Origin of the sequence: Devosia sp. (genome assembly GCF_035944845.1) — a bacterium.
Taxonomy (GTDB): Bacteria; Pseudomonadota; Alphaproteobacteria; order Rhizobiales; family Devosiaceae; genus Devosia_A.
In genome coordinates, this window is the sequence record NZ_DASZAW010000066.1 from 40,156 (window position 1) to 63,648 (window position 23,493).

Annotated in this window: 22 protein-coding genes; 11 read left to right on the plus strand and 11 right to left on the minus strand. The window is 65.6% G+C overall.

The features are described 5' to 3' along the window. Nucleotides 1–48 precede the first annotated feature (48 nt). The 7 genes from ligD to VGV07_RS11610 all read left to right on the plus strand — a co-directional run bounded on the left by ligD (nucleotide 49) and on the right by VGV07_RS11610 (nucleotide 7,637). Complete coding sequence (gene ligD, locus VGV07_RS11580) at nucleotides 49–2,517, plus strand: DNA ligase D (protein WP_326868847.1); 2,469 nt, start codon at nucleotides 49–51, stop codon at nucleotides 2,515–2,517. 9 nt (nucleotides 2,518–2,526) lie between these two features. Beyond that, a complete protein-coding gene (locus VGV07_RS11585) occupies nucleotides 2,527–3,432 on the plus strand; it encodes a Ku protein (RefSeq protein ID WP_326868848.1) in 906 nt (301 codons plus the stop codon). Between the two features lie 12 nt (nucleotides 3,433–3,444). Then, complete coding sequence (locus VGV07_RS11590) at nucleotides 3,445–3,762, plus strand: acyl carrier protein (RefSeq protein WP_326868849.1); 318 nt, start codon at nucleotides 3,445–3,447, stop codon at nucleotides 3,760–3,762. Between the two features lie 38 nt (nucleotides 3,763–3,800). Next, nucleotides 3,801–4,880: a tetratricopeptide repeat protein gene (locus tag VGV07_RS11595; protein ID WP_326868850.1), complete on the plus strand. Its 1,080-nt coding sequence runs from the start codon at nucleotides 3,801–3,803 to the stop codon at nucleotides 4,878–4,880. A 193-nt stretch (nucleotides 4,881–5,073) separates the two neighbouring features. Next, nucleotides 5,074–5,718: an alpha/beta family hydrolase gene (locus VGV07_RS11600; protein ID WP_326868924.1), complete on the plus strand. Its 645-nt coding sequence runs from the start codon at nucleotides 5,074–5,076 to the stop codon at nucleotides 5,716–5,718. Continuing rightward, complete coding sequence (locus VGV07_RS11605) at nucleotides 5,715–6,488, plus strand: exodeoxyribonuclease III (protein ID WP_326868851.1); 774 nt, start codon at nucleotides 5,715–5,717, stop codon at nucleotides 6,486–6,488. The genes VGV07_RS11600 and VGV07_RS11605 overlap by 4 nt, the downstream gene beginning before the upstream one ends. Nucleotides 6,489–6,749: 261 nt before the next feature. Further along, on the plus strand, nucleotides 6,750–7,637 hold the full coding sequence (locus VGV07_RS11610; protein ID WP_326868852.1) for a siderophore-interacting protein: 888 nt from the start codon (nucleotides 6,750–6,752) through the stop codon (nucleotides 7,635–7,637). Between the two features lie 71 nt (nucleotides 7,638–7,708). Here the strand turns inward: VGV07_RS11610 and pip are convergent, their stop codons facing one another. From pip to VGV07_RS11665, 11 genes are all read right to left on the minus strand, one after another. Continuing rightward, nucleotides 7,709–8,647 carry a prolyl aminopeptidase gene (gene pip, locus VGV07_RS11615; protein WP_326868853.1) on the minus strand — a complete coding sequence of 313 codons (939 nt, stop codon included), beginning with the start codon at nucleotides 8,645–8,647 and terminating at the stop codon, nucleotides 7,709–7,711. Nucleotides 8,648–8,731: 84 nt separating this feature from the next. After that, the gene (pqqE, locus tag VGV07_RS11620) at nucleotides 8,732–9,931 is read right to left on the minus strand and encodes a pyrroloquinoline quinone biosynthesis protein PqqE (RefSeq protein WP_326868854.1); all 1,200 of its coding nucleotides are present in this window, start codon (nucleotides 9,929–9,931) and stop codon (nucleotides 8,732–8,734) included. Then, on the minus strand, nucleotides 9,928–10,257 hold the full coding sequence (gene pqqD / locus VGV07_RS11625) for a pyrroloquinoline quinone biosynthesis peptide chaperone PqqD (protein ID WP_326868855.1): 330 nt from the start codon (nucleotides 10,255–10,257) through the stop codon (nucleotides 9,928–9,930). Before pqqD ends, pqqE begins: the two co-directional genes overlap by 4 nt. Next, nucleotides 10,254–11,018 carry a pyrroloquinoline-quinone synthase PqqC gene (pqqC, locus tag VGV07_RS11630; RefSeq protein WP_326868856.1) on the minus strand — a complete coding sequence of 255 codons (765 nt, stop codon included), beginning with the start codon at nucleotides 11,016–11,018 and terminating at the stop codon, nucleotides 10,254–10,256. Before pqqC ends, pqqD begins: the two co-directional genes overlap by 4 nt. Further along, nucleotides 11,015–11,917 carry a pyrroloquinoline quinone biosynthesis protein PqqB gene (pqqB, locus tag VGV07_RS11635; RefSeq protein WP_326868857.1) on the minus strand — a complete coding sequence of 301 codons (903 nt, stop codon included), beginning with the start codon at nucleotides 11,915–11,917 and terminating at the stop codon, nucleotides 11,015–11,017. Before pqqB ends, pqqC begins: the two co-directional genes overlap by 4 nt. A 31-nt stretch (nucleotides 11,918–11,948) precedes the next feature. Continuing rightward, nucleotides 11,949–12,032 carry a pyrroloquinoline quinone precursor peptide PqqA gene (gene pqqA, locus VGV07_RS11640; protein ID WP_055046352.1) on the minus strand — a complete coding sequence of 28 codons (84 nt, stop codon included), beginning with the start codon at nucleotides 12,030–12,032 and terminating at the stop codon, nucleotides 11,949–11,951. 102 nt (nucleotides 12,033–12,134) lie between these two features. Next, nucleotides 12,135–13,199 carry a LysR family transcriptional regulator gene (locus VGV07_RS11645; RefSeq protein ID WP_326868858.1) on the minus strand — a complete coding sequence of 355 codons (1,065 nt, stop codon included), beginning with the start codon at nucleotides 13,197–13,199 and terminating at the stop codon, nucleotides 12,135–12,137. 274 nt (nucleotides 13,200–13,473) lie between these two features. Then, the gene (locus VGV07_RS11650) at nucleotides 13,474–14,823 is read right to left on the minus strand and encodes an aspartate aminotransferase family protein (protein WP_326868859.1); all 1,350 of its coding nucleotides are present in this window, start codon (nucleotides 14,821–14,823) and stop codon (nucleotides 13,474–13,476) included. 174 nt (nucleotides 14,824–14,997) lie between these two features. Further along, a complete protein-coding gene (locus VGV07_RS11655) occupies nucleotides 14,998–15,384 on the minus strand; it encodes a RidA family protein (protein ID WP_326868860.1) in 387 nt (128 codons plus the stop codon). Nucleotides 15,385–15,401: 17 nt separating this feature from the next. Beyond that, nucleotides 15,402–16,886, minus strand: coding sequence for a M81 family metallopeptidase (locus tag VGV07_RS11660; RefSeq protein ID WP_326868861.1), 1,485 nt, complete (start codon nucleotides 16,884–16,886; stop codon nucleotides 15,402–15,404). Then, a complete protein-coding gene (locus VGV07_RS11665; RefSeq protein WP_326868862.1) occupies nucleotides 16,883–17,710 on the minus strand; it encodes an IclR family transcriptional regulator in 828 nt (275 codons plus the stop codon). Before VGV07_RS11665 ends, VGV07_RS11660 begins: the two co-directional genes overlap by 4 nt. A gap of 231 nt (nucleotides 17,711–17,941) precedes the next feature. On the opposite strand from VGV07_RS11665, the gene VGV07_RS11670 reads away from it, so the two are divergent. The 4 genes from VGV07_RS11670 (at nucleotide 17,942) to VGV07_RS11685 (ending at nucleotide 23,446) form a co-directional block, all read left to right on the plus strand. Continuing rightward, nucleotides 17,942–19,408 (plus strand): M81 family metallopeptidase, encoded by a 1,467-nt coding sequence (locus tag VGV07_RS11670; RefSeq protein WP_326868863.1) that lies wholly within the window; start codon nucleotides 17,942–17,944, stop codon nucleotides 19,406–19,408. Next, nucleotides 19,399–20,697, plus strand: coding sequence for an amino acid aldolase (locus VGV07_RS11675; RefSeq protein WP_326868864.1), 1,299 nt, complete (start codon nucleotides 19,399–19,401; stop codon nucleotides 20,695–20,697). Before VGV07_RS11670 ends, VGV07_RS11675 begins: the two co-directional genes overlap by 10 nt. Before the next feature lie 22 nt (nucleotides 20,698–20,719). Continuing rightward, nucleotides 20,720–21,490 (plus strand): IclR family transcriptional regulator, encoded by a 771-nt coding sequence (locus VGV07_RS11680; RefSeq protein ID WP_326868865.1) that lies wholly within the window; start codon nucleotides 20,720–20,722, stop codon nucleotides 21,488–21,490. Nucleotides 21,491–21,925: 435 nt separating this feature from the next. Further along, entirely contained in the window at nucleotides 21,926–23,446 is a 1,521-nt protein-coding gene (locus tag VGV07_RS11685; protein WP_326868866.1) for a M81 family metallopeptidase, read from the plus strand. The last annotated feature ends 47 nt before the right edge of the window (nucleotides 23,447–23,493 follow it).

Genomic DNA, 23,493 nt, shown 5'->3' on the forward strand with positions numbered 1-23,493 from the left:
GCACCCAAGACACTGCACCTCCATCGCAAAATGCTCTAGCTTCGCGCCATGGCCGAGCAGAAACTACGCAGCTACCGCGGGAAACGCGACTTCTCCAAAACCACGGAGCCCGCCGGTGGCGCGGTGGCGTCCGGCAGTACGCGCTTCGTCGTGCACAAGCATTCGGCCACCGCCGACCACTATGACCTCCGGCTCGAGCATGATGGGGTGCTGCTGAGCTGGGCGGTGCCGCGCGGGCCATCGCTCAACCCGGCCGACAAGCGGCTGGCGGTCCACACCGAAGATCACCCGATCGAATATATCGACTTCGAAGGGGTGATCCCCGAGGGCGAGTATGGCGGCGGGCCGATGATCGTCTGGGACACCGGCGACTGGGCGCCGATGGAGGATGTCGACGCCGGCCTCAGGAAGGGCGGTTTCAAGTTCCGGCTATGGGGTGAAAAGCTGAAGGGCGGCTGGATGCTGACCAAGCTGAAGGGCCGCCCTGGCGACAACGACAAGGAAAACTGGCTGCTGTTCAAGGAGCACGATCCGGCCGTCGATACCGAGACCGATATCCTTGCCGAGCGCCCCGAGAGCGTGAAGTCGGGATTGACCACCGAAGAGCTGCTGGAAGCGGCGAAGCCGAAGCCGGTCAAGGCGATCAAGGCCACCAGCCTCGACGGGGCAGTGAAGGCGCCGCCGCCCGAGCAGGTGGAGCCGCAGCTCGCCGCCTCGGCGAGCGAGCCGCCGCAGGAGACGAAGGCCTCTCAGTGGGTGCACGAGATCAAGTTCGATGGCTACCGCACCATCGCCCATGTGATCGACGGCAAGGTGAAGCTGATCACCCGCAGCGGTATCGACTGGACCAAGCGCTATGGCGACCTGCCCAAGGAGTTCGCCAAGCTGCCGGTGAAGCAGGCGATCATCGACGGCGAGATCGTGGTGCTCGACGAGCGGGGCATCTCGCGCTTTTCGGCGCTGCAGGATGCACTGTCGGAAGGAGCAGGCAGCAAGCTGCACTTCTATGCCTTCGACCTGCTCTATCTCGATGGCTACGACCTCAGGGGAGTAGGGCTCACCGACCGCAAGCAACTGCTGTCGCAGATGCTGGGCGGGCACATCAGCGGGCGTTCGGCGATCCAGCTCAGCGACCATGTCGAGGGCGATGGCGATGCCCTTTACGAACGGGCCTCGGAGCTGGGGCTCGAAGGTATCGTCTCGAAGCGAACCAATGCCACCTACCAGTCGGGGCGAACCAGCACCTGGGTGAAGGTCAAGGCCAAGCCGGTCGGCGACTTCGTCATAGCAGGTTATACCGTGTCGGCGGCGGCCGAGGGGCTGGCGTCGCTGGCGCTGGCCGAGTTCGTGGATGGCGAGCTCGAGTACCGCGGCAAATGCGGCACCGGGTTCGATGCGGCGATGCTGGCGCAACTGCACCGACGGCTCGAACCGCTACGGGATCCGGCGCTGAAACTCGAGGGGGCACCCAAGGACATCATCTGGGTGCAGCCGGTGCTGCGCTGCAAGGTGCACTATGCCAACCGCACCTCGGATAACCTGCTGCGGCACTCGGTGTTCAAGGGCCTGATCGAGACCGAGCTGACGGCGTCGGCGGCGCCGCGGCAGCGGCTGATCACCGATGCCGACCTCGCCTCGATCTCGATCACCAATCCGACGCGGCGGCTGTTCGGCAAGAGCGGACCGACCAAGCTCGACATCGCCGTCTACTATGCGGCGGTGGGCGATTTCATGCTGCCGCACCTGTTCAACCGGCCGGTGTCGCTGTTCCGCTGCCCGACCGGGTTGCCGAAGGATTGCTTCTTCCAGCGTCACGCCTTCAAGGGCATGCCGCAAAGCATCAACGTATTCGAGACGCAGAACTCCGACGAGGAGGACAAGACCTACCTCACCATCGAGGATGCCAAGGGCTACCTGGCGCTGGCGCAGTTCGGAGTGGTGGAATTCCACGCCTGGGGCAGCCACCTGACGCATCTCGAAAAACCCGACCGGGTGACCTTTGACCTCGACCCCGGAGAGGGCATCGAATTCCGCGAAGTGGTGGAGGCGGCAGTGCACCTGCGTGGCGAGCTCGAAGCGTTCGGGCTGGTGCCGTTCGTCAAGACCTCGGGCGGCAAGGGGCTGCATCTGGTGGTGCCGATCGAGCCGACGCAGGCCTGGAAGCAGGTCCACGCGGTGACGGGCGAGATGGCGGCGACGATGGCGAAGACCGCGCCCGATACGTTCGTTACCACCATCGGGGCGCAGAACCGCAAGCGGCGGATCCTTATCGATATCCATCGCAATGCCCGCAGCGCCACGGCGGTATCGCCCTATTCGCTCAGGGCGCGCACCAACATGCCGGCCTCGACGCCCCTCGACTGGCGCGACCTCGAAAGCATCGACGCTCCGGTGGATTTGAACTACTCTACGCTTCCGGGATTATTAACCACGTCCGGCGATCCGTGGGCCGAGATTAACCTGTCAGCCCGGCCTCTGCCTGCATCATCCAAGGGTGGACGTAGTACGCGCGCGTAGGAGACGAAGGTGGCACCCAGGGCAAGCTGGAAGGGCTATATCAAGCTGAGTTTGGTCAGCTGTCCGGTGAAGATGTATCCGGCGACGAGCGCCTCGGAACGCATCACCTTCAACCAGCTGCACAAGGACACCCATAACCGGATCAACATGAAGCCGGTTGATCCTGAGCTCGGTCTGGTAGAGCGCAGCGACCTCGTCAAAGGCTACGAGTACGAGGACAAGCAGTACATCATCATCGACGAGAGCGATCTCGAAGCGGTGCGGATCGAATCCAACCACACCATGAACATCGAGGCCTTCGTCGACGAAGACGAAGTCGACGTCATCTACCAGGATGCGCCCTATTATCTGGCGCCGGACGGGGCGATGGCGGAGGAGACCTTCGCGGTGCTGCGCGAAGCGATGCGGCAATCGGGCAAGCTCGCCATCGCGCGGCTGGTGCTGACCAACCGCGAGCGGGTGATCACCATCGGAGCGCGCGAGAACGGCATGTTCGTCACCGTGCTGCGCAACCCCAGCGAAGTCCGCGGTACGGCCGAATACTTTGGCAACATCCCCGAGGTGAAGCCGGACCAGGAAATGCTCGATCTCGCCGAAAAGCTGATCGAGCAGAAGGTCAAGGCGTTCAACCCGAAAGACTATGAAGATCGCTACGAAGTGGCGCTGATGCAGATGATCCGCGAGAAGCTCAAGGGTCACAAGCCGATCATCGCGGCAGCGCCTGAGCGCGGCAATGTCATCAACCTGATGGATGCGCTGAAGGCGAGCCTTGGACAGGCCAAGCCCGCCGCGCCGAGCAAGGCCAAGGCCGAACCCGCCGAGAAGCCGGCGGCGAAGAAGCCGACGCTGAAGGAAGCGGTAGCGGCTTCGAAGGCGGCAGCGGCAAAACCGGCGGCGGCGAAGAAGAAGGCGTAAGGGCTCGTATACGTGCTGTCTCTCGATGAGGTCTGCGCGTTCGTGAAGGAAGAGCTTCGCACCGGACGAGCGGTACTGCCCGACTCGGAGCTGTATTGCAGTTTCGGCTGCGCTGAGGAGGACGCCGTCGATCTGCTCGTTGCATTGCAGGAACGTGTGGGCATCGAGTTCCCGGACGAAGCCTTCGAAGGGTATCGAGAGTTCGCCGGCTCCTGGTGGGAAACGCTGTACTTGAGATGGCGGAAGCGGCGGCTGCGGCGGGGTATTACACCGAGATACCTTCACCGCCTGATCGAGGCGGGAGGCCAAGCCGTAGTGTCGGCTTTGTAGACCTAGCAAATCACCGCCACGAGCCGTAGAATCACCTGATGCGGAAATCGGACAGCACCATCGGTATCGTGGGAGCGCTCAGTGCGTTTCCGCGACGGCTGGCGGCGCGCGCGATGGGAACCAAGGGCACGCGGCTGCGGCGGGGCCTGACCCGCCACACCGGCACTCTGGTGCTGGGCCGCACATTGCTCGACAAGCTGTCGGACGCCGAGATCGAAGCCAAAGTCGCGAGCTTGCGCGAAACCGATGCGTCGCTGATCAGCGAGAACGGGTTTCTGCGCTGGCTGGGGCTGTTGAGTGCGCCCGAGCAATCCAACCTCAGCCGGCAGTCGCTGCTCGATCAGAGCAAGCTCGATGCCCGCGCCTTTGACCTGCTGGCGCTGTTCGATGCGTTCGAGCATCACGCCGAACCCTTCTCGTTTCGCGACCTGATCCTGTCGCGCAAATATGCCGGGCTCCTGGCCAGTGGCGCTACCTGGGGGGCGATTGCGCGTTCGGTGCATCGCTCCGGGCCGGTGCAGTCGCTGACGGCAATGTCGCTGCACCCGAGCGGTCCGAAGCGCATCCGGGCGCTGATCGGCGACCAGCCCGCCGAACTCGATGGCCAGCGCCTCTTGCCGCTGGAGCCGGTAGAGGACGAGTCCGAACAATATTTCGAGCTGGCCGAGGCGGCAGAGGCGGCTGGGCTCTATGCCGAGGCGGCCGTGCTCTACGGGCACTGCCTGTCGATCGACCCCAATGACTCGGTGGCGGCCTATAACCGCGGCAACTGCCTCAAGGCCGCCAACGACAATTCGGAAGCGGCCGCTTCCTACATGCAGGCGATCCGGCGCGATCCGGATTTCGTCGAGGCCTGGTTCAACTATGCCGGGTTGCTGCGCGAGGAAGGCAAGATCGCGATCGCGCGCCAGCACCTCGCGACGGCGATCGAGATCGACCCCGACTATGCCGACGCGATCTACAATCTCGCGACGCTCGAGTATGACGCGGGCAACCTCGGCGAAGCGCGGCGCTGGTGGGTGCGCTATCTCGAACTCGACCAGGACTCGGAGTGGGCGAAGACCGCCTCGCGCGGCATCGCCTATGCGGACCTTCACACACGGAAATCGGCTGGCTGATGACGACGGGTGTTCGCGGAACTCTCCACCCCGGAGAGGTTGCCATCCTCCACGGAGTCATTCCCGCGAAAGCGGGAACCTCTGTTTTGGTGCAACCCGCACCGCCGCAAACTGAGGTCCCCGCTTTCGCGGGGATGACCCGGTGGGTGGGAACGAAATCGAGGGTCGTTGCGGTAGTGGAGCGCGGTATCTGATAATGACCAGTTTTCTCTTCGACGGCCCGGAAGATGCGCGGGTCACGATCCTGTTGGCACATGGCGCCGGCGCGCCGATGGACTCGGCCTCGATGAACGCCACCACCAAGGCGCTGGCGGCGGCCGGCTTCCGGGTGGCGCGCTTCGAGTTCGGTTACATGGCCGGCCGCCGGACCGACGCGGGCAAGAAGCCCCCACCGAAAGCCGAGACGGTGATGCCGGAATATGTGGCGGCGATCGACGATCTCGGGCCGACCACCGGGCCGCTGCTGATCGGTGGCAAATCGATGGGCGGGCGCGTGGCCAGCATGATCGCCGATGCGGAATTCGAAGCGGGGCGGATCGCTGGGCTCGTCTGCCTCGGCTATCCGTTCCATCCGCCGGGGCGACCGACTCAGCTCAGAACCAAGCACCTGATCGGGCTGAAAACTCCGGCGCTGATCTGCCAGGGGACGCGCGACGAGTTCGGCGTGCCGGACGAAGTTGCGACCTACGGGTTGTCGCCGACGATCGAGGTGAAGTGGCTCGAGGATGGCGACCACGACCTGAAGCCGCGCAAGGCGATATCGGGCTTTTCGACCGCCGATCATCTGAAGACGGTGGCCGACAGCATCACCACGTGGGTCGGGCGCATCGCGCCTTGAAGGTCGCAACGTTCAACATCAACAATGTCAACCGGCGGCTCGACAACCTCCTGGCCTGGCTGGATGAGGCCGAGCCCGATGTGGTCTGCCTGCAGGAGCTGAAGGCGCGCGACCATCAGTTCCCGGCGACGGCGCTGGCCAATGCCGGCTATGGGGCGGTGTGGCGGGGCGAAGCGAGCTGGAATGGCGTCGCCATTCTCGCCAAGGGGGTCGAGCCGGTGCTTACGCAAGAGTCGCTGCCGGGCGACCCCGAGGACACGCAGGCGCGCTACATCGAGGCAGCGGTGAACGGGGTGGTGATCGCCTCGCTCTATGCGCCGAACGGCAACCCGCAGCCGGGGCCGAAATTCGACTACAAGCTCAGCTGGGGCGAGCGGCTGATTGCGCATGCCGCCGAGCTGTTCGACAGCGGCGTGCCGGTGGTGCTGGCGGGCGACTACAACATCGTCCCCGAGCCCCGCGATATCTACGTCACCACGTCGTACCGCGACAACGCCCTGGTGCAGCCCGCGAGCCGCGAGCAGTTCCAGCGGCTGCTCGAACAGGGCTGGACCGACGCGTTGCGGAAGAAATTCCCCAACGAGACGCTCTATACGTTCTGGGACTACATGCGGAACCGCTGGCCACGGAACGCCGGGCTCAGGCTCGACCATATGCTGCTCAGCAAGCAACTGGTGCGCAAGCTCGCGGCTGCGGGGATCGACCGCGAAGTGCGCGGCGAAGATGGCGCAAGCGATCATGCGCCGGTGTGGATCGAGCTGAAGGTGTAGCTCCTCTCGGAGGTGGGCCACGAAGAACGGTGCGGGAAGCATACCCCCCACCCTGTCCCTCCCCCGCAAGGGGGGAGGAGACCAAAACACTGCCGCTAGTGAGAGCGTCTCCCTCCCCCTTGCGGGGAGGGGACAGGGGTGGGGGTGCTCTTTCCGCGCCGGTGGTCGAGGCGTTGGCTCTCGCTCGCCAGACCTTTAAGTTGACTGCAAACATCAGAATTAGTAGCGAGTTCCCCATTGTTTTGAGCGATGGGTTTGACGATGGCGCCGCTGAAGCTGATCAAGGGAACGGTTGTTCGCAGCAGCATGGTGACATCGGGCATGGTGCGAGTGACGCTGGGCGGGCCCGACATCCAGGCGCTGAAATCGACTGGCGTCGGCGACGAGTATGTGCGGCTGTTCTTCCCCGATCTCGAGACCGGCGAGCTGGTGCTGCCCGAGGTGGATGCGCAGGGGTTCTGGAAGTATCCCGCGGGCAAGAAGCCAGCGCATTGCGAGTGCTACACCATCCGCTACTTCCGCGACGGCGAGATCGACCTCGATTTCGTGGTGCATGAGCATGGCCGGGCCAGCGAATGGGCGCAGGCGGCAAAGCCTGGCGACGAGATCGTGCTGCGCGAGCCCTATGGCATCTACGAAGCGCCTGCCGATGCCGACTGGCAGCTGTTCGTCTGCGACGCGACGGGCCTGCCGGCGCTGGGCCGGCTGCTCGAGGGGCTCGATGAGCACGTCGAAGCGCGGGTGATCGTCGAGGTGCCGGACAAGAGCCACGAGCAGCAGTTCGAAAGCAAGGCCAAGCTCAAGATCGTCTGGCTTTATGGCGCCGGCAACGGCGTCGCGGCGAGCCAGCTCGAGGATGCCGTGCGGTCGATGAGTTTCCCTGCCGATCGTTCGGTCTATGTCTGGGTGGCGTCGGAGGCCAAGACCGTGCGGCCGATCCGCAAGTACCTGCGGCACGAACTGAAGTGGCCGGCGACGCGCTACTCGATCACCGGCTACTGGACCGACAAGCTGGCCGAATGGGAGCGCAACTGGGGTGCGCTCGATCCGGCGGTGAAAAAGCAGATCGACGACCTCTGGCGTTCGGGCCGCGACGCGCAGGACGTGCGCGACGATGTCGAAGCGGTGATGGAGAAGTTCGGGCTTTAGGCGGGCACCGAAGGCGCAGTCAGGCGCCCTCCCCCGCAAGCAGGAGAGGGAGTCCCGACTGCAACTTCAGCTCAACCTGCAAAACTCCGGATTGCCGTCGTCACCGCCTCGGTAATCCCCGGATCGCTGAGCGAGTGGCCGGCATTGTCGACCACCCGCACTTCCGCGTCAGTCCACACCGTCGCCAGCGCATGGGCGGTGCGGGGTGGGCAGAGGAGGTCGTAGCGGCCTTGTACGATGACCCCGCGGATGCCGGCGAGGCGGTGGGCGTTGGCCAGCAGCTGGTCGGGCGCCATGAAGCTGTCATGGCTGAAATAGTGCGCTTCCATCAGCGCTGTCGCGGGGATGCGGGATGAGGGCGAGAAATCGAGCCGAGTCATTGTCGGACGCACCTCGGAGAGGATGCGCTCGGTATCGCCATAGGCACGGGCGGCCGGGCCGTGGATGGCAGGATCGGGATCGAGGATGCGTTGGAAATAGCTGTCGACCGGCGAGTGGCGCTCCTCCGGGGTGAGGAGGCTCAGAAAATCCGCGTAGAGCGCGGGATAGAAGGTCGAGAGGCCGGTGCCGAAGGCCCATTCGAGCTCGGCGCGGGTGCCGAGGAAGGTGGCGCGCAGCACGATGCCGAGGACCCGCTCGGGGTGCGCCTCGGCATAGGCGAGGGCGAGCGTGGCGCCCCAGGAGCCGCCGACCACCAGCCAGCGCTCGATGCCGAAATGCTCGCGGATCCGCTCCATGTCGGCGACGAGGTGCGCGGTGGTATTGGCCTCGCGCGAGCGCGCCGGGGTGGAGCGACCGGCGCCGCGCTGGTCGAACAGCACGGCACGAAAACGGGTGGGGTCGAACAGCTGGCGATGCGCTGGCTGGCAGCCGCTGCCGGGGCCGCCATGCAGGTAGACTGCTGGGATGCCGCCGGCGGCGCCCACGGTTTCGACGTAGAGTTCGTGGCCATCGCCGACGGGGAGCCGGAGGGTGGTGAGGGCGGTAGGGGAAAGGTCGTCCAACGGCACGAAGAATCGTCCTCGATCTGCGAACACACTCAGCCGGTGGGTGTGGTTAGCACGGAGCCAGCGCTTTGGCTCCCGGAACATGCCTCACACTTCCTGCCGGTCCGGCTCCAGCGTGCCACCGGCGAAGTTGCGGTAGATGTAGCGGTTCGTTCCGGTAGCAGACTCCTGTTCCGCCGTCCTGAAGATCTCGTGGTGGCGTGGCGAGAGGCTGCAGGCGGGGTCGGTGTTGGCGGCGCTGCCGGTGAGGGCGAAGGCCTGGCAGCGGCAACCGCCGAAATCGTGCTCCTTGAAGGCACAGCTCTGGCATGGTTCGGGCATCCAGCCGGTGCCGCGATAGCGGTTGAAGGCCTCGGAGTTCTGCCAGATCCAGGCAATCGAGTGGTTGGAGCGGACGCTCTCGAAATCGAGCTCGGTGATGCTTTCCGCCGCATGGCAGGGCAGCACCTTGCCCGCCGGCGTGATGTTGAAGAACTGCCGGCCCCAGCCGCCCATGCATTTCTTCGGACGATCGGCGTAGTAGTCGGGGACGACATAGTCGATGTCGAGGATGCCCTTCAATCGCACTGAAGCGTCCTCGACGATGCGGGTGGCCTCGTCGATCTGGGCGATGGTCGGCATCAGCGCGGCGCGGTTCTTCAGCGCCCAGCCATAATACTGGACGTTGGCGACTTCGATACGGTCGGCGTCGAGTTCGACGGCCATCTCGATCATGCCCGGCAGCTGGTGCAGGTTCTGCCGGTGCATCACCGCGTTGACGGTGAGCGGCAGGCCGAGCTCGCGGGCCCAGCCGGCGGCTTCCAGCTTCTTCGAGTGCCCTTTGAAGCCGGCAATGCGGTTGGCGAGCTCGGGCTCGTTGCCCTGGAAGCTGATCTGGATGTGGCAGAGTCCGGCATCGGCCAGCGCCGCCATCCTGTCACGGGTCAGCAGCACAGCCGAAGTGATGAGGTTGGAGTAGAGCCCGAGGTCGCTGGCGTGCCGGATCAGCTCTGCGAGGTCCTTCCGCACCGTCGGTTCGCCACCGGAGAAATGCACCTGCAGCACGCCGATCTCGGCGAGTTCGGTGAGCACCTGCTTCCATTCGTCGGTGCTGAGTTCGTTGCCGGCCCGCTCCATCTCGATGGGGTTGGAGCAGTAGCCGCACTGCAGCGGGCAGCGGTGGGTGAGTTCGAGCAGCACGGCGAGCGGGATGCCGTAGGTTTCGGCAACGGAGCGCTCTTCGAGAATGGCGAGGCCATCAGTCTGGTCGGCGAAGACCGGGCTGGTATCGAGCAGGGTCGGGCTCACGGGGTGGCCTTTCGGGCCTCGACGACGAAGCCGGAGCCGGCGAGATCCTGCAGCATGGCGATGACGTCGGCGCCGATTTCTTCGCGCGGCGCGGCATAGGCGGCGGCCAGCTGGTCGATGATGGCGGCGACGCTGCGCTGGCCGTCGCAGAGCTGCAGGATCTCGACGGCGATCTCGTCGGGCGCCATGACGCGCTCGGGCACCAGCAGCACCCAGCGCTGGCGCGCTTCGTCGTAGCGAAGGCGAGTCCCGCGGGCGAGGCTGGGGATGCTGTCCTCGGCAACGATCAGCCGGCGCCGGGCAGCCGGAGCGGTGGCGGTGTTCATGGTGCTGCCGGAACGAACGCGCCGGGCGGTAGGTGCCCCTCGACATAGGCGTGGTAGAGCGCGTCGAGCTGCGCCCAGAGCACATTGGTCTTGAAGATCAGCGCGTTGCAGACCAGCTGACGCTCGTAAGGCGTCCTGGCGTGCTGCTTGACGTAGTTCAGCGCGAACTCGGAATCGCGCGGCGCCTGGGTGAGGCGGCGGCTGAAATAGCTCATCACCTCGGGGTTCACGAAGTCATAGTGCTTGAGCATTCCCGAGATGCGCTCCTCATGCAGGTTCGGCGCGAACAGCTCGGTGAGCGAAGAAGCGATGGCTTCGAGTGGCGATTTTTCGCGCACGAAATGCACATAGGCTTCGACGGCGAAGCGGGTGGCGGGCAGGATCCCCTCGGCGCTTTCGACATACTCGGTATTGAGGCCAAGCCCCTCGGTCAGCTTGATCCAGCGCTCGATGCCGCCTTCGGTGCCGATATCGCCATCATGGTCGGAGATGCGGTGGCGCCATTCGATGCGAGTGTCACGATCGCGGAAGCGCGAGATCACCACAGCGTCTTTGATCGGGATGGTCGACTGGTAGTAGTAGCGGTTGAGCGCCCAGGCCTGCACCTGGCCTTTGTTGAGCTTGCCGCCATGCAACAGGCCATGGAACGGGTGCAGGCTGTGGTAGCGGGTGGCGCCGATGAAGCGCAGCTGCTCTTCGAGTTGTTCCGGGGTATCGAGCGGCGCGTCGGCCGGGACCGAGAAGGCGGTGAGTGCAGTCATAACGTGATCTCCATCCCGTCGGCCGGGATCTGCCAGCCGGCCCGGGCGAGGGCCCGACGCTCGGGCGAGCCGGGCATCAGGGCGGGGTTCGAATTGTTGATGTGGAGGAAGAGCTTACGCTCGATGCCGAGGTTCTCGAGGGCGGGGAGCGCGGCGGACATCGCCATGTGGCCCATGCGCTGGCCGGTCTTCTGGCTGAGGCCCAGGCGGATCATCTCGTCGTCGGTGAACAGCGTGCCGTCGAAGAAGACGAGCTTAGCGCCGCGCAGGTGGCATTCGACCTCGGGAGTGAGGGCGGCGCAGGCAGCGAGGAAGACCAGGCTCTCGCCCCTTGCCTTGTCGCGGATGACCAAGCCGAGCGTATCACCCTCTTCGGTGGCGCCGGTCTCCTCGACGAACAAGGCGGCCTTGCCGGGGGCAACGAACGGCAGGATTTCGAGGCCGGACGGTGAACCGTCGGGCAGGGCGGGTTCGAACGCTACATCCGCCGCGATGGCGACGCGCGGCACCAGGGCCGGCTTCAGCACATTGAAAATGGAGTTCTGGGCCAACAGCGAAAGTACGCGCTGGTGGCCGTAGAGGATGAAGGGCGAACCCTCCCGGAGCGTCAACAGGCCGGTGATGGCATCGACTTCGCCATTCGAGAGGATGACGCCGGCGATCGGGCTGTGGCGGAGGGCGCGCGGATGCAACGCCGGGGTGGCGGTCAGCTGCTGGCGGAGATCGGGCGAGGCGTTGATCAGGAACCAGTGCTCACCATCGGCGCTGACGGCGATCGAGGCTTGCGTGGCCCTGAGTTCGGCGTGGCTGGTGCGCGCGGCAAGGCAGTTGTCGCAGCCGCAATTCCATTGCGGCACCCCGCCACCCGCCGCGGTTCCAAGGACAATAATGCTGAGCATGAGGCCCGTCCCCGCGGCAGGATCGACGTCGTTACTTGCGAGTCGCGCAAGCGTACATGTTGATTTCCATGCTCACCGGCACTTCGACCAGCTTGGGCTTCTTCCAGGACTTCATTCGAAGTTCTCCTCACGATTCACGGCTTGGTGCCGCGCGGAGGAGTGTCGGGGAGAATGGTGGGGCCCGCACTCTATCATGCTGATAGATATGGCCTATTGGTTAGAATTCGGAGAGAGCGGCGCGATCGAGGAAGGGCGGGGTCGCGCGGATACCGGGGATGGCAAGCGCTTCGCCGGTGGCCTGCAAAGCGTCGATCAGGGTCGCGTAGGGCTCCTGCCGCCGGTATTGCGAGGCGACCAGCGCGACGATACGGCGGGCATCGGCATTGATGCGGTAGAGCCGCACGCCATCGAGCGACGTGTTGCCGGTGACCGTCGAGAGCGCCGGGGCGAGGCAGATGCCGGAGCCGGCGCGGACCAGCCCGATAGCCACCTCGAAGCTGCGGCACTGGGCGACGACCCGATGCTCGGGCAGCATCTGGTCGTACCAATCGGCGACGCGCTTGGCGTGCTGGGTGCCGAAAATAAACTGGATCGAGCGGTTGAGCACGGCCCAGTCGGCAGGAGCCAGTTCACGCGGATCGGTGATGTCGTCGAGGTTCAACGTCTCGGGGACCACGAGGACATAGGGGTCTTCGATCACCGGAATTTTCAGGAAGCCGACGCTTGCGTCCGCCACCGAGTTGGCAGCGAGCAGGCCGATATTGACGCGGCGGCCGTAGAGCATTTCGAGGATATCGGCGGGAGCGCTTTCCTGGATGTCGAAATCGATGTCGGGGAACCTGCTTTGCGTCATGGTCAGCGCCTCGGGCAGCACCACGCGCAGCACCGAGTTGATGCCGGCGAGCCGGACGGTGACGCGATGGCCTCCGCTGAACTGGCCGAGCCCATCTTCGAGATCCTGCATGTTGCGAAGAATCTGCTCGGCCTTGGGGAGCAGGTAAGTGCCGGCCTCGGTGAGCGTCATCTCGTTGGAGTGGCGGCGGAACAGCCTTGTGCCGACAGTGGTCTCGAGTTTCGACAACTGTTGCGACAGCGAAGGCTGGGCGAGGCCAAGTTGCTTCGCCGCGCGGGTCAGGGTTTCGGAATGGGCGACGGCCCAGAAGATGCGGAGCTGGTGCAGCGTGATCTCAGGGCGACGCGCCCGCAGCGCCGCGCGCGGTCGGCCGGTCTGCAGCAGCGCGGTGAGATCCGCGGGGATCCGCTCTTCATTGTCGTCAGTCATCTCGCCAATCCTAATTGAGGGGACGGCTTAACGCGAGACGGCAGTCGGATGGGTAATGAAGAGGATTGGCGTGGGGGTATGGGCTCTCGACACTGATAGGGCGGCGCGGGAAGAGCACCCCCACCCTGTCCCTCCCCCGCAAGGGGGGAGGTGACCCTGTGGCCATTGCCTTCGTCCCATAGACACCGGTGTCAGTCGAAGCGTCTCCCTCCCCCTTGCGGGGAGGGGACAGGGGTGGGGGTACGTTTGCCGCACCGGCCCTGGTGACAAAAAGCTACAGCGTACCCTTGACCTTCAACTCGCGCACCGCATCCTGCATTGCAGCGAGCGTGTCGTTGATCACGCCGGCATCGTGCTCGCTGGAGAGGAACCAGGCGCCGCGTTCGAGGGCGCGGACGCCGCGATACATCAGGGCGGTGGTCAGTGCGATGTAGGCGGGGCGGTTCATCTTGGCGAGGTCGCGGAAATCGCGGGCCGGCTTGTCGAGGCCGAGCGCGACGTGGAAGACCTGCGGGAAGCCCACCACCGAGGCGGTGACACCGGCCGAAGCGAAGATTTCCCTGAAGCCCTCCTGCAGCGCTGTGCCGGAGGCGCCGATTTTTTTGTAGAGCGCCGGGGTCAGCGACTTCAGCGTCGCAGCGGTCGCCGCCATGGCGATCGGCTGGGCGTTGTAGGTGCCGCCATGGACGACGCCACCCGAGGTGAACATGTCCATCAGGTCGGCGCGGCCGGCGATCGCCGCCACCGGGAAGCCGTTGGCGATGGCCTTGCCGAAGGTCGAGAGATCGGGGCTGACGCCGAACAGTTCCTGCGCGCCGCCGGGGGCGAGGCGGAAGCCGGTGATGACTTCGTCGAAGATCAGGATGGTGCCGGTTCTGGTGCAGGCCTCGCGAACACCTTCGAGATAGCCGGCCATTGGGTGCACCGCACCCTGGTTGCACATCGCGGCTTCCATGATGACGGCAGCGATATCGCCCTCGGCGAGGCGCGCTTCGAGCAGTTCGAGGTTGTTCCAGGGCAGAACGACGAGCGTATCTGCGGTGTCCTTGAGCTGCCCCTTGGAGCCGATCACCGGGGTCGGCGCATCGGCCGGCCCGGCGGCGTCGAGGGCCGGGGCGGTCGACCACAGCACGTTGTCGAACCAGCCGTGGTAGTGGCCTTCGAACTTCAGGATCTTGGTGCGGCCGGTGGCGGCGCGGGCGAGGCGCATCGCGGCCTGGTCGACCTCGGAACCCGACGAACCGAAGCGCATGCGCTCGGCCGACGGCACCAGCTCACAGACGAGGCGGGCGGCTTCGGCTTCGATGGCGGTCTGGCCGGCGAACAGGATGCCGTTGTCGATCTGCGACTTCACCGCATCGACCAGGGCCTGCGGCTTGTGGCCGAGGATCATCGGACCCATGCCGAGGTAGTAGTCGATCAGCCTGTTGCCATCGACGTCGTAAAGGTAGGCGCCTTCCCCGCGCTCGAACACCAGCGGAGTGGGCGAGATGTTGAGGCGGAAATTGCTGTTCACGCCGCCGGAGATCCACTGCGAGTTGGTGCGGATCGCCTCGACGGACTTATCGAAGCTGAGCGGGCGTGACTGAGCGGCCGATGGTGCGGCGGGGGATGTAACGGTCAACGCGGGACTCCTCAATCTTCTAGGTCCAAGTGGCCCCAGGGCCCGAAAGTTGTAAATGGCTGCCGGTTTCGCGAGGCGAAAAAATGGGCAGGAAGCCGGTAAAGCCGGCAGGTAGAGCTTTTGCTTGTCGCGCTTTCGAGGTGGAAAGTCTCACAACTTTTCCTGAAAACGCTCCTAGGCTTTGCTGTTCTTGGCGACGGCTATGCAGTCGATCTCGTAACGCAATGCTGCACCAAGGCAATTGGTGATGGTGGTGCGGGCCGGGAACGGCGCCACAAAATATTCCGGATAGATGCGGTTGTAGAGCGCCAGGTCGGCATCGTCGCGCACGTAGTTGCGTGTCTGGACGACGTGGGCGAGGTCGCTGCCGGCATCCTCGAGCACCTTGCGCAGGTTCTCGATCGAGCGGCGCATCTCGCCCTCGAAACTGTCCGAGACGATCTTGCCGGTGGCGTCCACCGAGGCCTGGCCGGACACGAAGATCAACTCGCCGACTTTGGTGGCGGGGCTGAACGGCAGGTGCGAGCGCGGGGTATCCGGCGCGCTGGGGTATTCGATCATCAATATTCTCCTGGAGATCAGCTGATCGGGAAGACCGGCTTCCTGAGCCGCTGGTAGGGCAGGGTCGTTAAGGCGCTGGTGCAGGGGCCCGGCGTGGTGACGGTGTAGCTGCCCTTGGCGATCTTGTCGTAGGCGCGGCGATGGGCGACGGCTGCCTTGACGCCGATCACCGACAACTGTTCGGGAATGATGCCCTGCGAGCGGAACTGGCCGAGATCGAAGGGCGGGGTCTTGCGGCTCGAGAGCAGGATCTTGATGCCGTTGGCCTCGACCACGGCCGAAGGGCCCATATTGTAGTGGATGCCCTGCATGGCAGCGAGGTGGCTGTTGCGATCCTCGAGGGTGAAAGCGCCGTCGGAGCGGCTGACGAAGCTGACTTCGAGCTCCACCGGGCCGGGGTCGAGCCGGCTGCCCTTGCCGCCGATCGACAGCGTGCGCTTGTCGCCAGGCCTCGCGCCCTCAAGCGCGCGGACCGCGGCAGGGTCGGCAATGGCGATGGCGGCGTTGGTGATGCCGTGCCGGAGGAAGCCGCGCAGCACCGGAGTGCAGTCGCCGGGAGCGCCGCCGCCGATATTGTCGGAGGGCTCGACGATGACATAGGGGCCGCCGGGCAGGGCTTTAACCTCGTTCAGCGCGGCGTCGAGATCCCATTCGGTGGGGATGCCGAGTTCGCGCAGCTCGATGGCGAGGCTTTCCAGCCGGTCGAGGGCGGCATTGGCATCGGCGTCGCCCCCGGTGGTGGTGACCGAGAAGGCGACGCCGGCGTCGGGAATGTCGGAGAAGGAGTAGCCGGCGACGACGTTGACGGTCCAGATTTCCGGGTTCTCGGCTTCGATCTGGCGGGCCAGTCCCTCGAGATCGCGCATCGGGCGATCGGCGGTGCCGACGCCGGTGGGGGCCCAGATGATCGGCGCGTTACGGGCGACCATATGCGGCAGCACGCCTTCGCGCAGCGAGCGGGCGAGCAGCTGCGCCGAACGGATGGCGGACTCGTTGGCGTCGGTATGCGGGTTCTCGCGATAGGCGACGAGGCCGTTGGCGTTGGCCGCCATCGCCGCGGTGAAAGTGGCGTGCAGGTCGAACACGCCGAACAGTGGCAGCGTCTCGGCGCCGGGCACCCCGCGGATGCGCGCCAGCAATTCGCCTTCCGGGTCGACGCTCTCGGTAGTGACCATGGCGCCATGCAGCGCCAGCCAGATGCCGTCGAGTCCGCCATTGGCGAGCGCCGCTTCAAGACCGGCTTTCAGCTCGCTCCAGAACAGTTCGAACACTGCGTGGTCGGCGGTACCCGAGGGCAGGGCCGAAAAGTCGGCGACGGGGACCACCTCCCAGCCTTCGGCTTCGGCGACCTCGAGGAAGCCGTCGATGGTCGAACCGTCGCCGCGCCGCGCCGTTACCGCCTCGCCACGGTTGATGGTGAATGCGTCGAGCCCGGTGATCTCGTCGACGAACGTGTGGGTCTCGTGGAACAGGCCGGCGAGGAGGATGCGAGGCTTGGTCATCTGCTGAAGCTCGGATGCGGCGCGTGCTGGGTCATTTCGGCGGTGATCTCGGCGAGGCTGGCGACAAGGAGCTTGCCCAGCCGCTCGATGTTGTCGGGTTCGTAGCGGGCCGACGGGCCGGCAATGCTGACGGCGGCAATGGCATCGCCACCCGGCCCGAAGATCGGTGCGGCGACACAGGCGCTGCCCATCTCGTTTTCCTCGAACTCGGTGGCCCAGCCAAGGGTGCGGCAGCGCTCCAGTACGGTCTCGAGCGCTTCCGGGTCGGTGATGGTGCGGGCGGTCGCGGCCGGCAGGTCGCCGACCGAGTAAATGATCTTGCGGAAGTTGAGCGGCTGGTGGGCGAGGAGTGCGCGCCCGCAGGCAGTGGAGTGGTAGGCGGCTCGGGTACCCGAATAGGAGGAGACGCGCAGCGACTGGCTGCCCTCGAGGCTCTCGACGATCACCGCGTCGGTGGGGCCGGGCAGCGCCAGGTTGACCGTCTCGCGCGTCGTGGCGCAGAGGCGGATCAGATGCGGGCGGGCGATGGCGGCGATATCGAGCCGGCGCTCGACCGCCTTGCCGTAGACGAGGTGCTGCAGGCTCAGGCGATAGGCGCCGGCCTTGGCGTCGCGCTCGGTCAGGCCGACATCGACAAGCGCGCTGACCAGGTTGAACGCGGTGGTCTTGGCGAGGCCGGTTCGCGCCGCGAGGTCGCGCAGCGACACCCAGTCGCCGCCAGCCATGGCGTCGAGCAGTGCCTTGGCGCGGGCAACGGACTGGATCCGGGCCTCGGCGGCGGGGGTACTGGTCGGCGCGTCGTCAGGGGCGCTGGCTTTAGGCATTTCGCACGGTCTCTCGGGGCTGGTTCCACATCGTAGAACAAGGGCCGGGTGGCTGCTACCGGCGCAATAAGACACGAGAGGCGGCGTCGTGCAAGCATTGCGAGAGAGTCTTGCGGAGATGCGACCTCGGCAGAGTTGACAGCCCGGCTGTCATTATCATTACATCCAGCACGGCGAGCAGAGTTACGTTCCATCATGTAGGATGGATGGTATTGCCGGGGAGCGATCGAGTTGCGGGTCTTTGTAGCGTCGCTGGCCACTGAAACGAATACCTTCTCGCCGCTGTTCGTCGATCGCAGCGCTTTCGAGGAGGCATTCTACTGCCCGCCCGGTGCACATCCCGACACGCCGACCCTGTGCTCGGCGCCAATGGTGGCCGCGCGACGCCGCGCCAAGACCGATGGGTTCACGCTGATCGAGGGCACGGCGACCTGGGCCGAACCGGCCGGACTGATCTCGCAGGGGGGCTACGAAAGCCTGCGCGACGAGATCCTCGGCCAGCTCAAGGCGGCGATGCCGGTGGACATCGTGCTCTATGGGTTGCACGGCGCGATGGTGGCGCGCGGCTATGACGATTGCGAGGGGGACCTGTTGGCGCGAACGCGCGCGCTGGTCGGTCCCGACGTGGTGATCGGGGCCGAACTCGACATGCACCATCACCTGACGCAGCAGCGGGTCGACAGTGCCGACGTGCTGGTGGCGTTCAAGGAGTTTCCACACACCGATTTCCTGGCGAGGGCCGAGGACCTGGTGGAGCTCTGCCTCCGCACGGTACGGGGCGAGATCGAGCCGGTGACCGAAGTGTTCGACCTTCGCTCGCTCAGCGCCGCCTTCATGACCAGCCGCGAGCCGGGGCGAAGCTTCGTCGACAGGCTGATGCAACTCGAAGGCAAGGACGGCATCCTGTCGATTTCGGTGACGCACGGCTTCACGCCGGCCGATGTCGCCGATGTCGGCTGCAAGGTGTTCGTCGTGGCCGATGGCGAGCGTAACCGCGGCAAGGCCAAGGCACTGGCCGAGCAACTGGGGCGCGAGATCCTCGGTTGGCCGCCGGGTGCGGCGGGGCCCTATCACTATAAGCCCGAGGAGGCGATCCAACAGGCGCTGGCCGAGCCGGGACAGCCGATCGTCTTTGCCGATCGCTGGGACAGCCCGGGTGGCGGCGTTGCCGGAGATTCCTCGGTGATGATCGATGCGCTGCTGGCGCATCCGGAAATCCCCTCGGCGATCGGGGCGCTGTGGGATCCGATCGCGGTGCAGTTCTGCCGCGCGGCGGGCGTCGGCGCGGCGATCCGGCTGCGCTTCTGCGGCAAGGTGTCGGAGACCTCGGGCCACCCGGTCGATGCCGACGTGGTGGTCAAGGGCCTGTCGGACAACCTGATGATCCCGTTCGAGCAGAGCTGGGTGTCGCTCGGGCCGGCCGCGGCGATCAGCATCGGCAATGTCGATATCGTCCTCGCTACCGGGCGGTCGCAGACCTTCAGCCCGCCGGCCTTCACCAATCTGGGTATCGACCTCGCGCAGAAGAAGGTCGTGGTGGTGAAGTCGTCGAACCACTTCTATGCCGCATTCTCCAGGATTGCGGCGACGATCCATTATCTCGATACCGGCGGGCCGTTCCCGAGCGATCCGAGGATGATCCCGTACACCAAGCTTCGCCGCCCCATTTATCCGCTGGACCCCCACCCATGGCTCTGATTCCCCGTCTCGACCTCGCCGCCCTCGATCGCCAGCCGCTCGACCCCTTGACCAAGGGGCTGCCGTTCGACGCGCCGGCGCTCACCGTGGGCGAGGTGGGCCGGCAGGGCTGGAACGTGCTGCAGGGCGACATGCCGCTGCCGCTGGCGGTGATCCGCGAGGAGGTGGTGCGTGCCAATAGCCGATGGATGAGCGCCTTTACCGGGCAGAACGACCTGGTGATCGCGCCGCATGGCAAGACCACGATGTCGCCGGCTCTGTTCGACCTGCAGGTGGCCGATGGCGCCTGGGCGATTACCGTCGCGACGGTACAGCAGCTCAATGTCTGCGTGCGCTTCGGGGTGAAGCGGGTGCTGATCGCCAACCAGCCGGTGGGCCGGCAGGCGATCGACGCCTGCTTCCGGGCGCTCGGGGGTGACGGGTTCGAGCTCTATTGCCTCGCCGACGGGCTGCCGGGGCTGCAGCTGCTGGCCGAAGGCGCAAGGCGCAATCCGCCGCCCAAGGGCAATCCGCTGCGTGTGCTGGTCGAGATCGGTTTTCTGGGTGGCCGCACCGGTGCCCGCACCCGTGTTGAAGCGATGGAGGTGGCGCGTGTCGTCGCCTCGACGCCGGGGCTGGTGCTGGGCGGGTTCGAGTGCTTCGAAGGCTTGCTGCCGACGCCGGAAGCCGCGGACGGGCTGATCGACGATGTGGCGGCGCTGGCGGTCAGTGCGCTCGGCGAAGGGCTGTTCCGCGATGGTCAGCCGGTGGTGGTGAGCGCCGGCGGCTCGGCGTTCTTCGACCGGGTCGGCACCCGTTTCAACCAGGTGTCGTTCGCACGGCCGGTGGTGAAGGTGCTGCGCTCGGGCTGCTACCTGACGCATGACTCGATCTCCTATGCCGCGGCCTTCGAGCGGATCATCAACGACACCTCGCTGAAGCTGCCGGCGGGCCGCCTCGAGGCGGCGCTGGAAGTCTGGGCTTACGTGCAGTCGCGGCCCGAGGATGGGCGCACCGTGCTGACCATGGGCAAGCGCGACGTGAGCTTCGATGCCGGCATGCCGGTGCCGCTGCGCTGGTTCCGGCCGGGCAAGATGACAAAGCCCGAGGCGATGCCGGCGGGGCATACGGTGGTGGCGCTCAACGACCAGCACTGCCACATGACCACGCCCCACGGCAGCCCGCTCGAAGCCGGCGACATGGTGGCGTTCGGCATCGGGCACCCGTGCACGACCTTCGACAAGTGGCAGATGCTGGTGCTGGTCGACGAGGATTATGGCGTCACCGGCGCCCTCAAGACGTTCTTCTGACCGATCAACCAAGGGGTTAGCGATGAGCAAGTCTGGCGGCGACTATATCGTTCTACCTGTGATGAAGGCCCTGCAGGTGCTGGATTACGTGGCGCGGCAGGGGCACGACGTGACGCTGACCGAGACGGTGCAGGAACTGAGGCTCCCCAAGACCACGGTGTTCCGCTACCTGCAGACGCTGTCGGCAGCGCAGTTCCTCGAGCACGACCTGAAACGCGACCGCTATGGCGTCGGCAGCAAGTTCCGCTCGCTGGCGCGGGTCGACCAGGAGCTGCAGGGACTGCGCGATATCGCCCAGCCCGAAATGCGGACGCTGATGGAGACCTTCCACGAGACGGTGAACCTCGCGGTGCTGTCGGAGAACGAGGTGGTCTATATCGACATGCTGGAGCCCGGCCGACCGCTGCGCGCCAATGCGCGGATCGGGCACCGGCACCCGGCGCATTCGACCTCGTTGGGAAAGGCCATGATGGCCTTCCTGCCGGATGCCGGTGCGCTGGCGCTGAGCAGCGATCTGCCGCAGCGGACCATCAACACCCTGACCGATGCCGACAAGCTGCGTCGCCAGGTGGATGACGTGCGGCGGCGCGGTTACGCTATCGAAGTGGGCGAGAACGAGGACGGGCTGATGTGCATCGGCGTGCCGATCCTCGATCGGACAGGTTATCCGGTCGCCGCGATGAGTCTTTCGGCGCCGGAACGGCGGATGAAGCCGGAGCTCACCATGGTGGCGGCGGATGCGCTGAAGGGCGCCGCCAGGCGGATTTCCACACATCTGGGGGCGCAGCATTAGGGCAGTTACCCCATATCGCCCGAGCGGGCGGAGGCCCTGGCTTCTGACCCACCCACCGGCTGTCATCCCTGCGAAAGCAGGGACCCAACTCTCGGCTGGCGCGGGCTGATGCTTGGGTCCCAGCTTTCGCTGGGATGACATCGTGGGTGGGAGATCGCTGTGGGTCAGCCGAAGGTTCGGCAACGTTGATCGCAGCCGCTCCTAAGGTCGATACTCCCCGCCCGTGTTGTTCCCCCTGACGAAACCCGGCGTTATTGACACCATTTTGGGCCGTTAATAGCGTGATGATCTACGGGTGCGCCCTGTGATCGCGACGGCTTAGCACTCCGTTTCCGAGACTTTTCTGAAGTTCTCCACCTTCGGAGAACCGATAGGACTGTTCACCTCGCCAATCCTTCATTTGGCGAGACGGGATGGTATTGCCCGGAGATTGCCTTGCGTATTGCCGTTATTCACGTCGCCCAGGAAACCAACGACTTCAATCCGGTCCTCACCACGATGGCCGACTACGAGGCGTTCGGCATCTATGAGGGCCGCGACATCGTCGAGAAATTGCGCGGGCTCGGGCAGGTCGGCGGCTTCATCAAGGTGATCGAAGAGTCCGATCTCGACATCGAGATCGTGCCGATCATCCGCGCCTGGGCGGTGGCCGGCGGGCGGATCGACCGGGCCTCCTACGACTATTTCGACGACAAGATCCGCGTGGGGCTCACAGCCGCGCTGGCCGAGGGGCCGATCGACGGGCTGGCGCTGCAGCTGCACGGGGCGTGCGCCGCCGAAGGGATCGACGATGTCGAGGGCGAGCAGGCGGCTTTGTGCCGCGCCATCCTCGGGCCGAACGTGCCGATCGTCCTGGGGCTCGATCACCACGCCAACGTGACGCAGAAGATGGTCGACAGCGTCGACGCCATCGTCGGCCACCGGACGCAGCCGCATGACACGTTCGACACCGGGGTGATCGGCACTGAACTGCTGCTCAAGATCATCACCAACAAGCTGAAACCGACGACGGCGTGGCGAAAGATCCCGCTGGTGTCGCATCAGGAGCAGTTCCTCACTTCGAAGGGGCCGATGAAGGTCTGGTTCGATCGGGCGCGTGCGATGGAAGCCGACCTACGGGTGCTGCAGGCCTCGAACTATCCGATGCAGCCCTGGCTGGACGTGGCCGAAGGCGGCTGGTCGGCCGTCGTCGTCACCGACAACGACCAGGCGCTGGCCGAACAGCTGGCCGACGAACTGGCCGACCTCTGCTGGTCGCTGCGTGATGATTTCCAGGTGCGCGAGGCGGTGTCGATCGACGATGCGGTGCGGATGGCCGACGCCGAACCCAAGGGTATCGTCGTCCTCTCCGACACTGGCGACACGGTGTTCGGCGGCTCGGCCGGCGACAGCAACCTGATCCTCGAGGCGATGATCCGGCTGAAGCTCAAGAGCAAGGCGCTGGTGCCGCTGATCTCCCCGGGCGCCGCGAAGACCCTCAGCGAAGCCGGCGAGGGCGCCCAGGTGACGCTCATGCTCGGCGGCGATGCGGCGACCGAGTTCTTCACCCCGATCGAAGTGACGGGCACGGTGCGGACCGTCGGCGGCGGCATGATCCATATCACCGACAGCCACCAGAACGAGGTCGATCTCGGCCAGGCGGTGATCTTCGATGTCGGGCCGATCACCATGATGATCACCGAGCTGCGCGGGCTCGCCGGCAACCTGCCGCAGCTCTACGAGGCGATGGGCGTGGACCCGCGCGACTACAAGATCGCGGTGCTGAAGACCGCGTCGAACTTCCAGTATTTCGCGCCGCTGACCGCGCGGGTGATCCGCGCCGATACGCGCGGCCCCGGACAGTCGGACGTGTTCACGCTGCCGTGGAAGCGGGTGCCGCGGCCGATGTACCCGCTCGATCGGGTCCCGGACTGGCGCGCCGTGTCGTCGCAGCCGGGCCCACGCCGGCCAGCCTGATTTTTCTGCCTGTTGCCGTCACGTCTTTTGAACTCACAGGGGAGTCG

Excerpts from the sequence above, each read along its gene's own strand:
- ligD (WP_326868847.1), top strand. The coding sequence starts at position 49 with ATGGCCGAGCAGAAACTACGCAGCTACCGCGGGAAACGCGACTTCTCC.
- VGV07_RS11595 (WP_326868850.1), top strand. The coding sequence starts at position 3,801 with ATGCGGAAATCGGACAGCACCATCGGTATCGTGGGAGCGCTCAGTGCG.
- VGV07_RS11610 (WP_326868852.1), top strand. The coding sequence starts at position 6,750 with ATGGCGCCGCTGAAGCTGATCAAGGGAACGGTTGTTCGCAGCAGCATG.
- pqqD (WP_326868855.1), bottom strand. The coding sequence starts at position 10,257 with ATGAACACCGCCACCGCTCCGGCTGCCCGGCGCCGGCTGATCGTTGCC.
- pqqC (WP_326868856.1), bottom strand. The coding sequence starts at position 11,018 with ATGACTGCACTCACCGCCTTCTCGGTCCCGGCCGACGCGCCGCTCGAT.
- pqqB (WP_326868857.1), bottom strand. The coding sequence starts at position 11,917 with ATGCTCAGCATTATTGTCCTTGGAACCGCGGCGGGTGGCGGGGTGCCG.
- pqqA (WP_055046352.1), bottom strand. The coding sequence starts at position 12,032 with ATGAAGTCCTGGAAGAAGCCCAAGCTGGTCGAAGTGCCGGTGAGCATG.
- VGV07_RS11645 (WP_326868858.1), bottom strand. The coding sequence starts at position 13,199 with ATGACTGACGACAATGAAGAGCGGATCCCCGCGGATCTCACCGCGCTG.
- VGV07_RS11655 (WP_326868860.1), bottom strand. The coding sequence starts at position 15,384 with ATGATCGAATACCCCAGCGCGCCGGATACCCCGCGCTCGCACCTGCCG.
- VGV07_RS11660 (WP_326868861.1), bottom strand. The coding sequence starts at position 16,886 with ATGACCAAGCCTCGCATCCTCCTCGCCGGCCTGTTCCACGAGACCCAC.
- VGV07_RS11665 (WP_326868862.1), bottom strand. The coding sequence starts at position 17,710 with ATGCCTAAAGCCAGCGCCCCTGACGACGCGCCGACCAGTACCCCCGCC.
- VGV07_RS11675 (WP_326868864.1), top strand. The coding sequence starts at position 19,399 with ATGGCTCTGATTCCCCGTCTCGACCTCGCCGCCCTCGATCGCCAGCCG.
- VGV07_RS11680 (WP_326868865.1), top strand. The coding sequence starts at position 20,720 with ATGAGCAAGTCTGGCGGCGACTATATCGTTCTACCTGTGATGAAGGCC.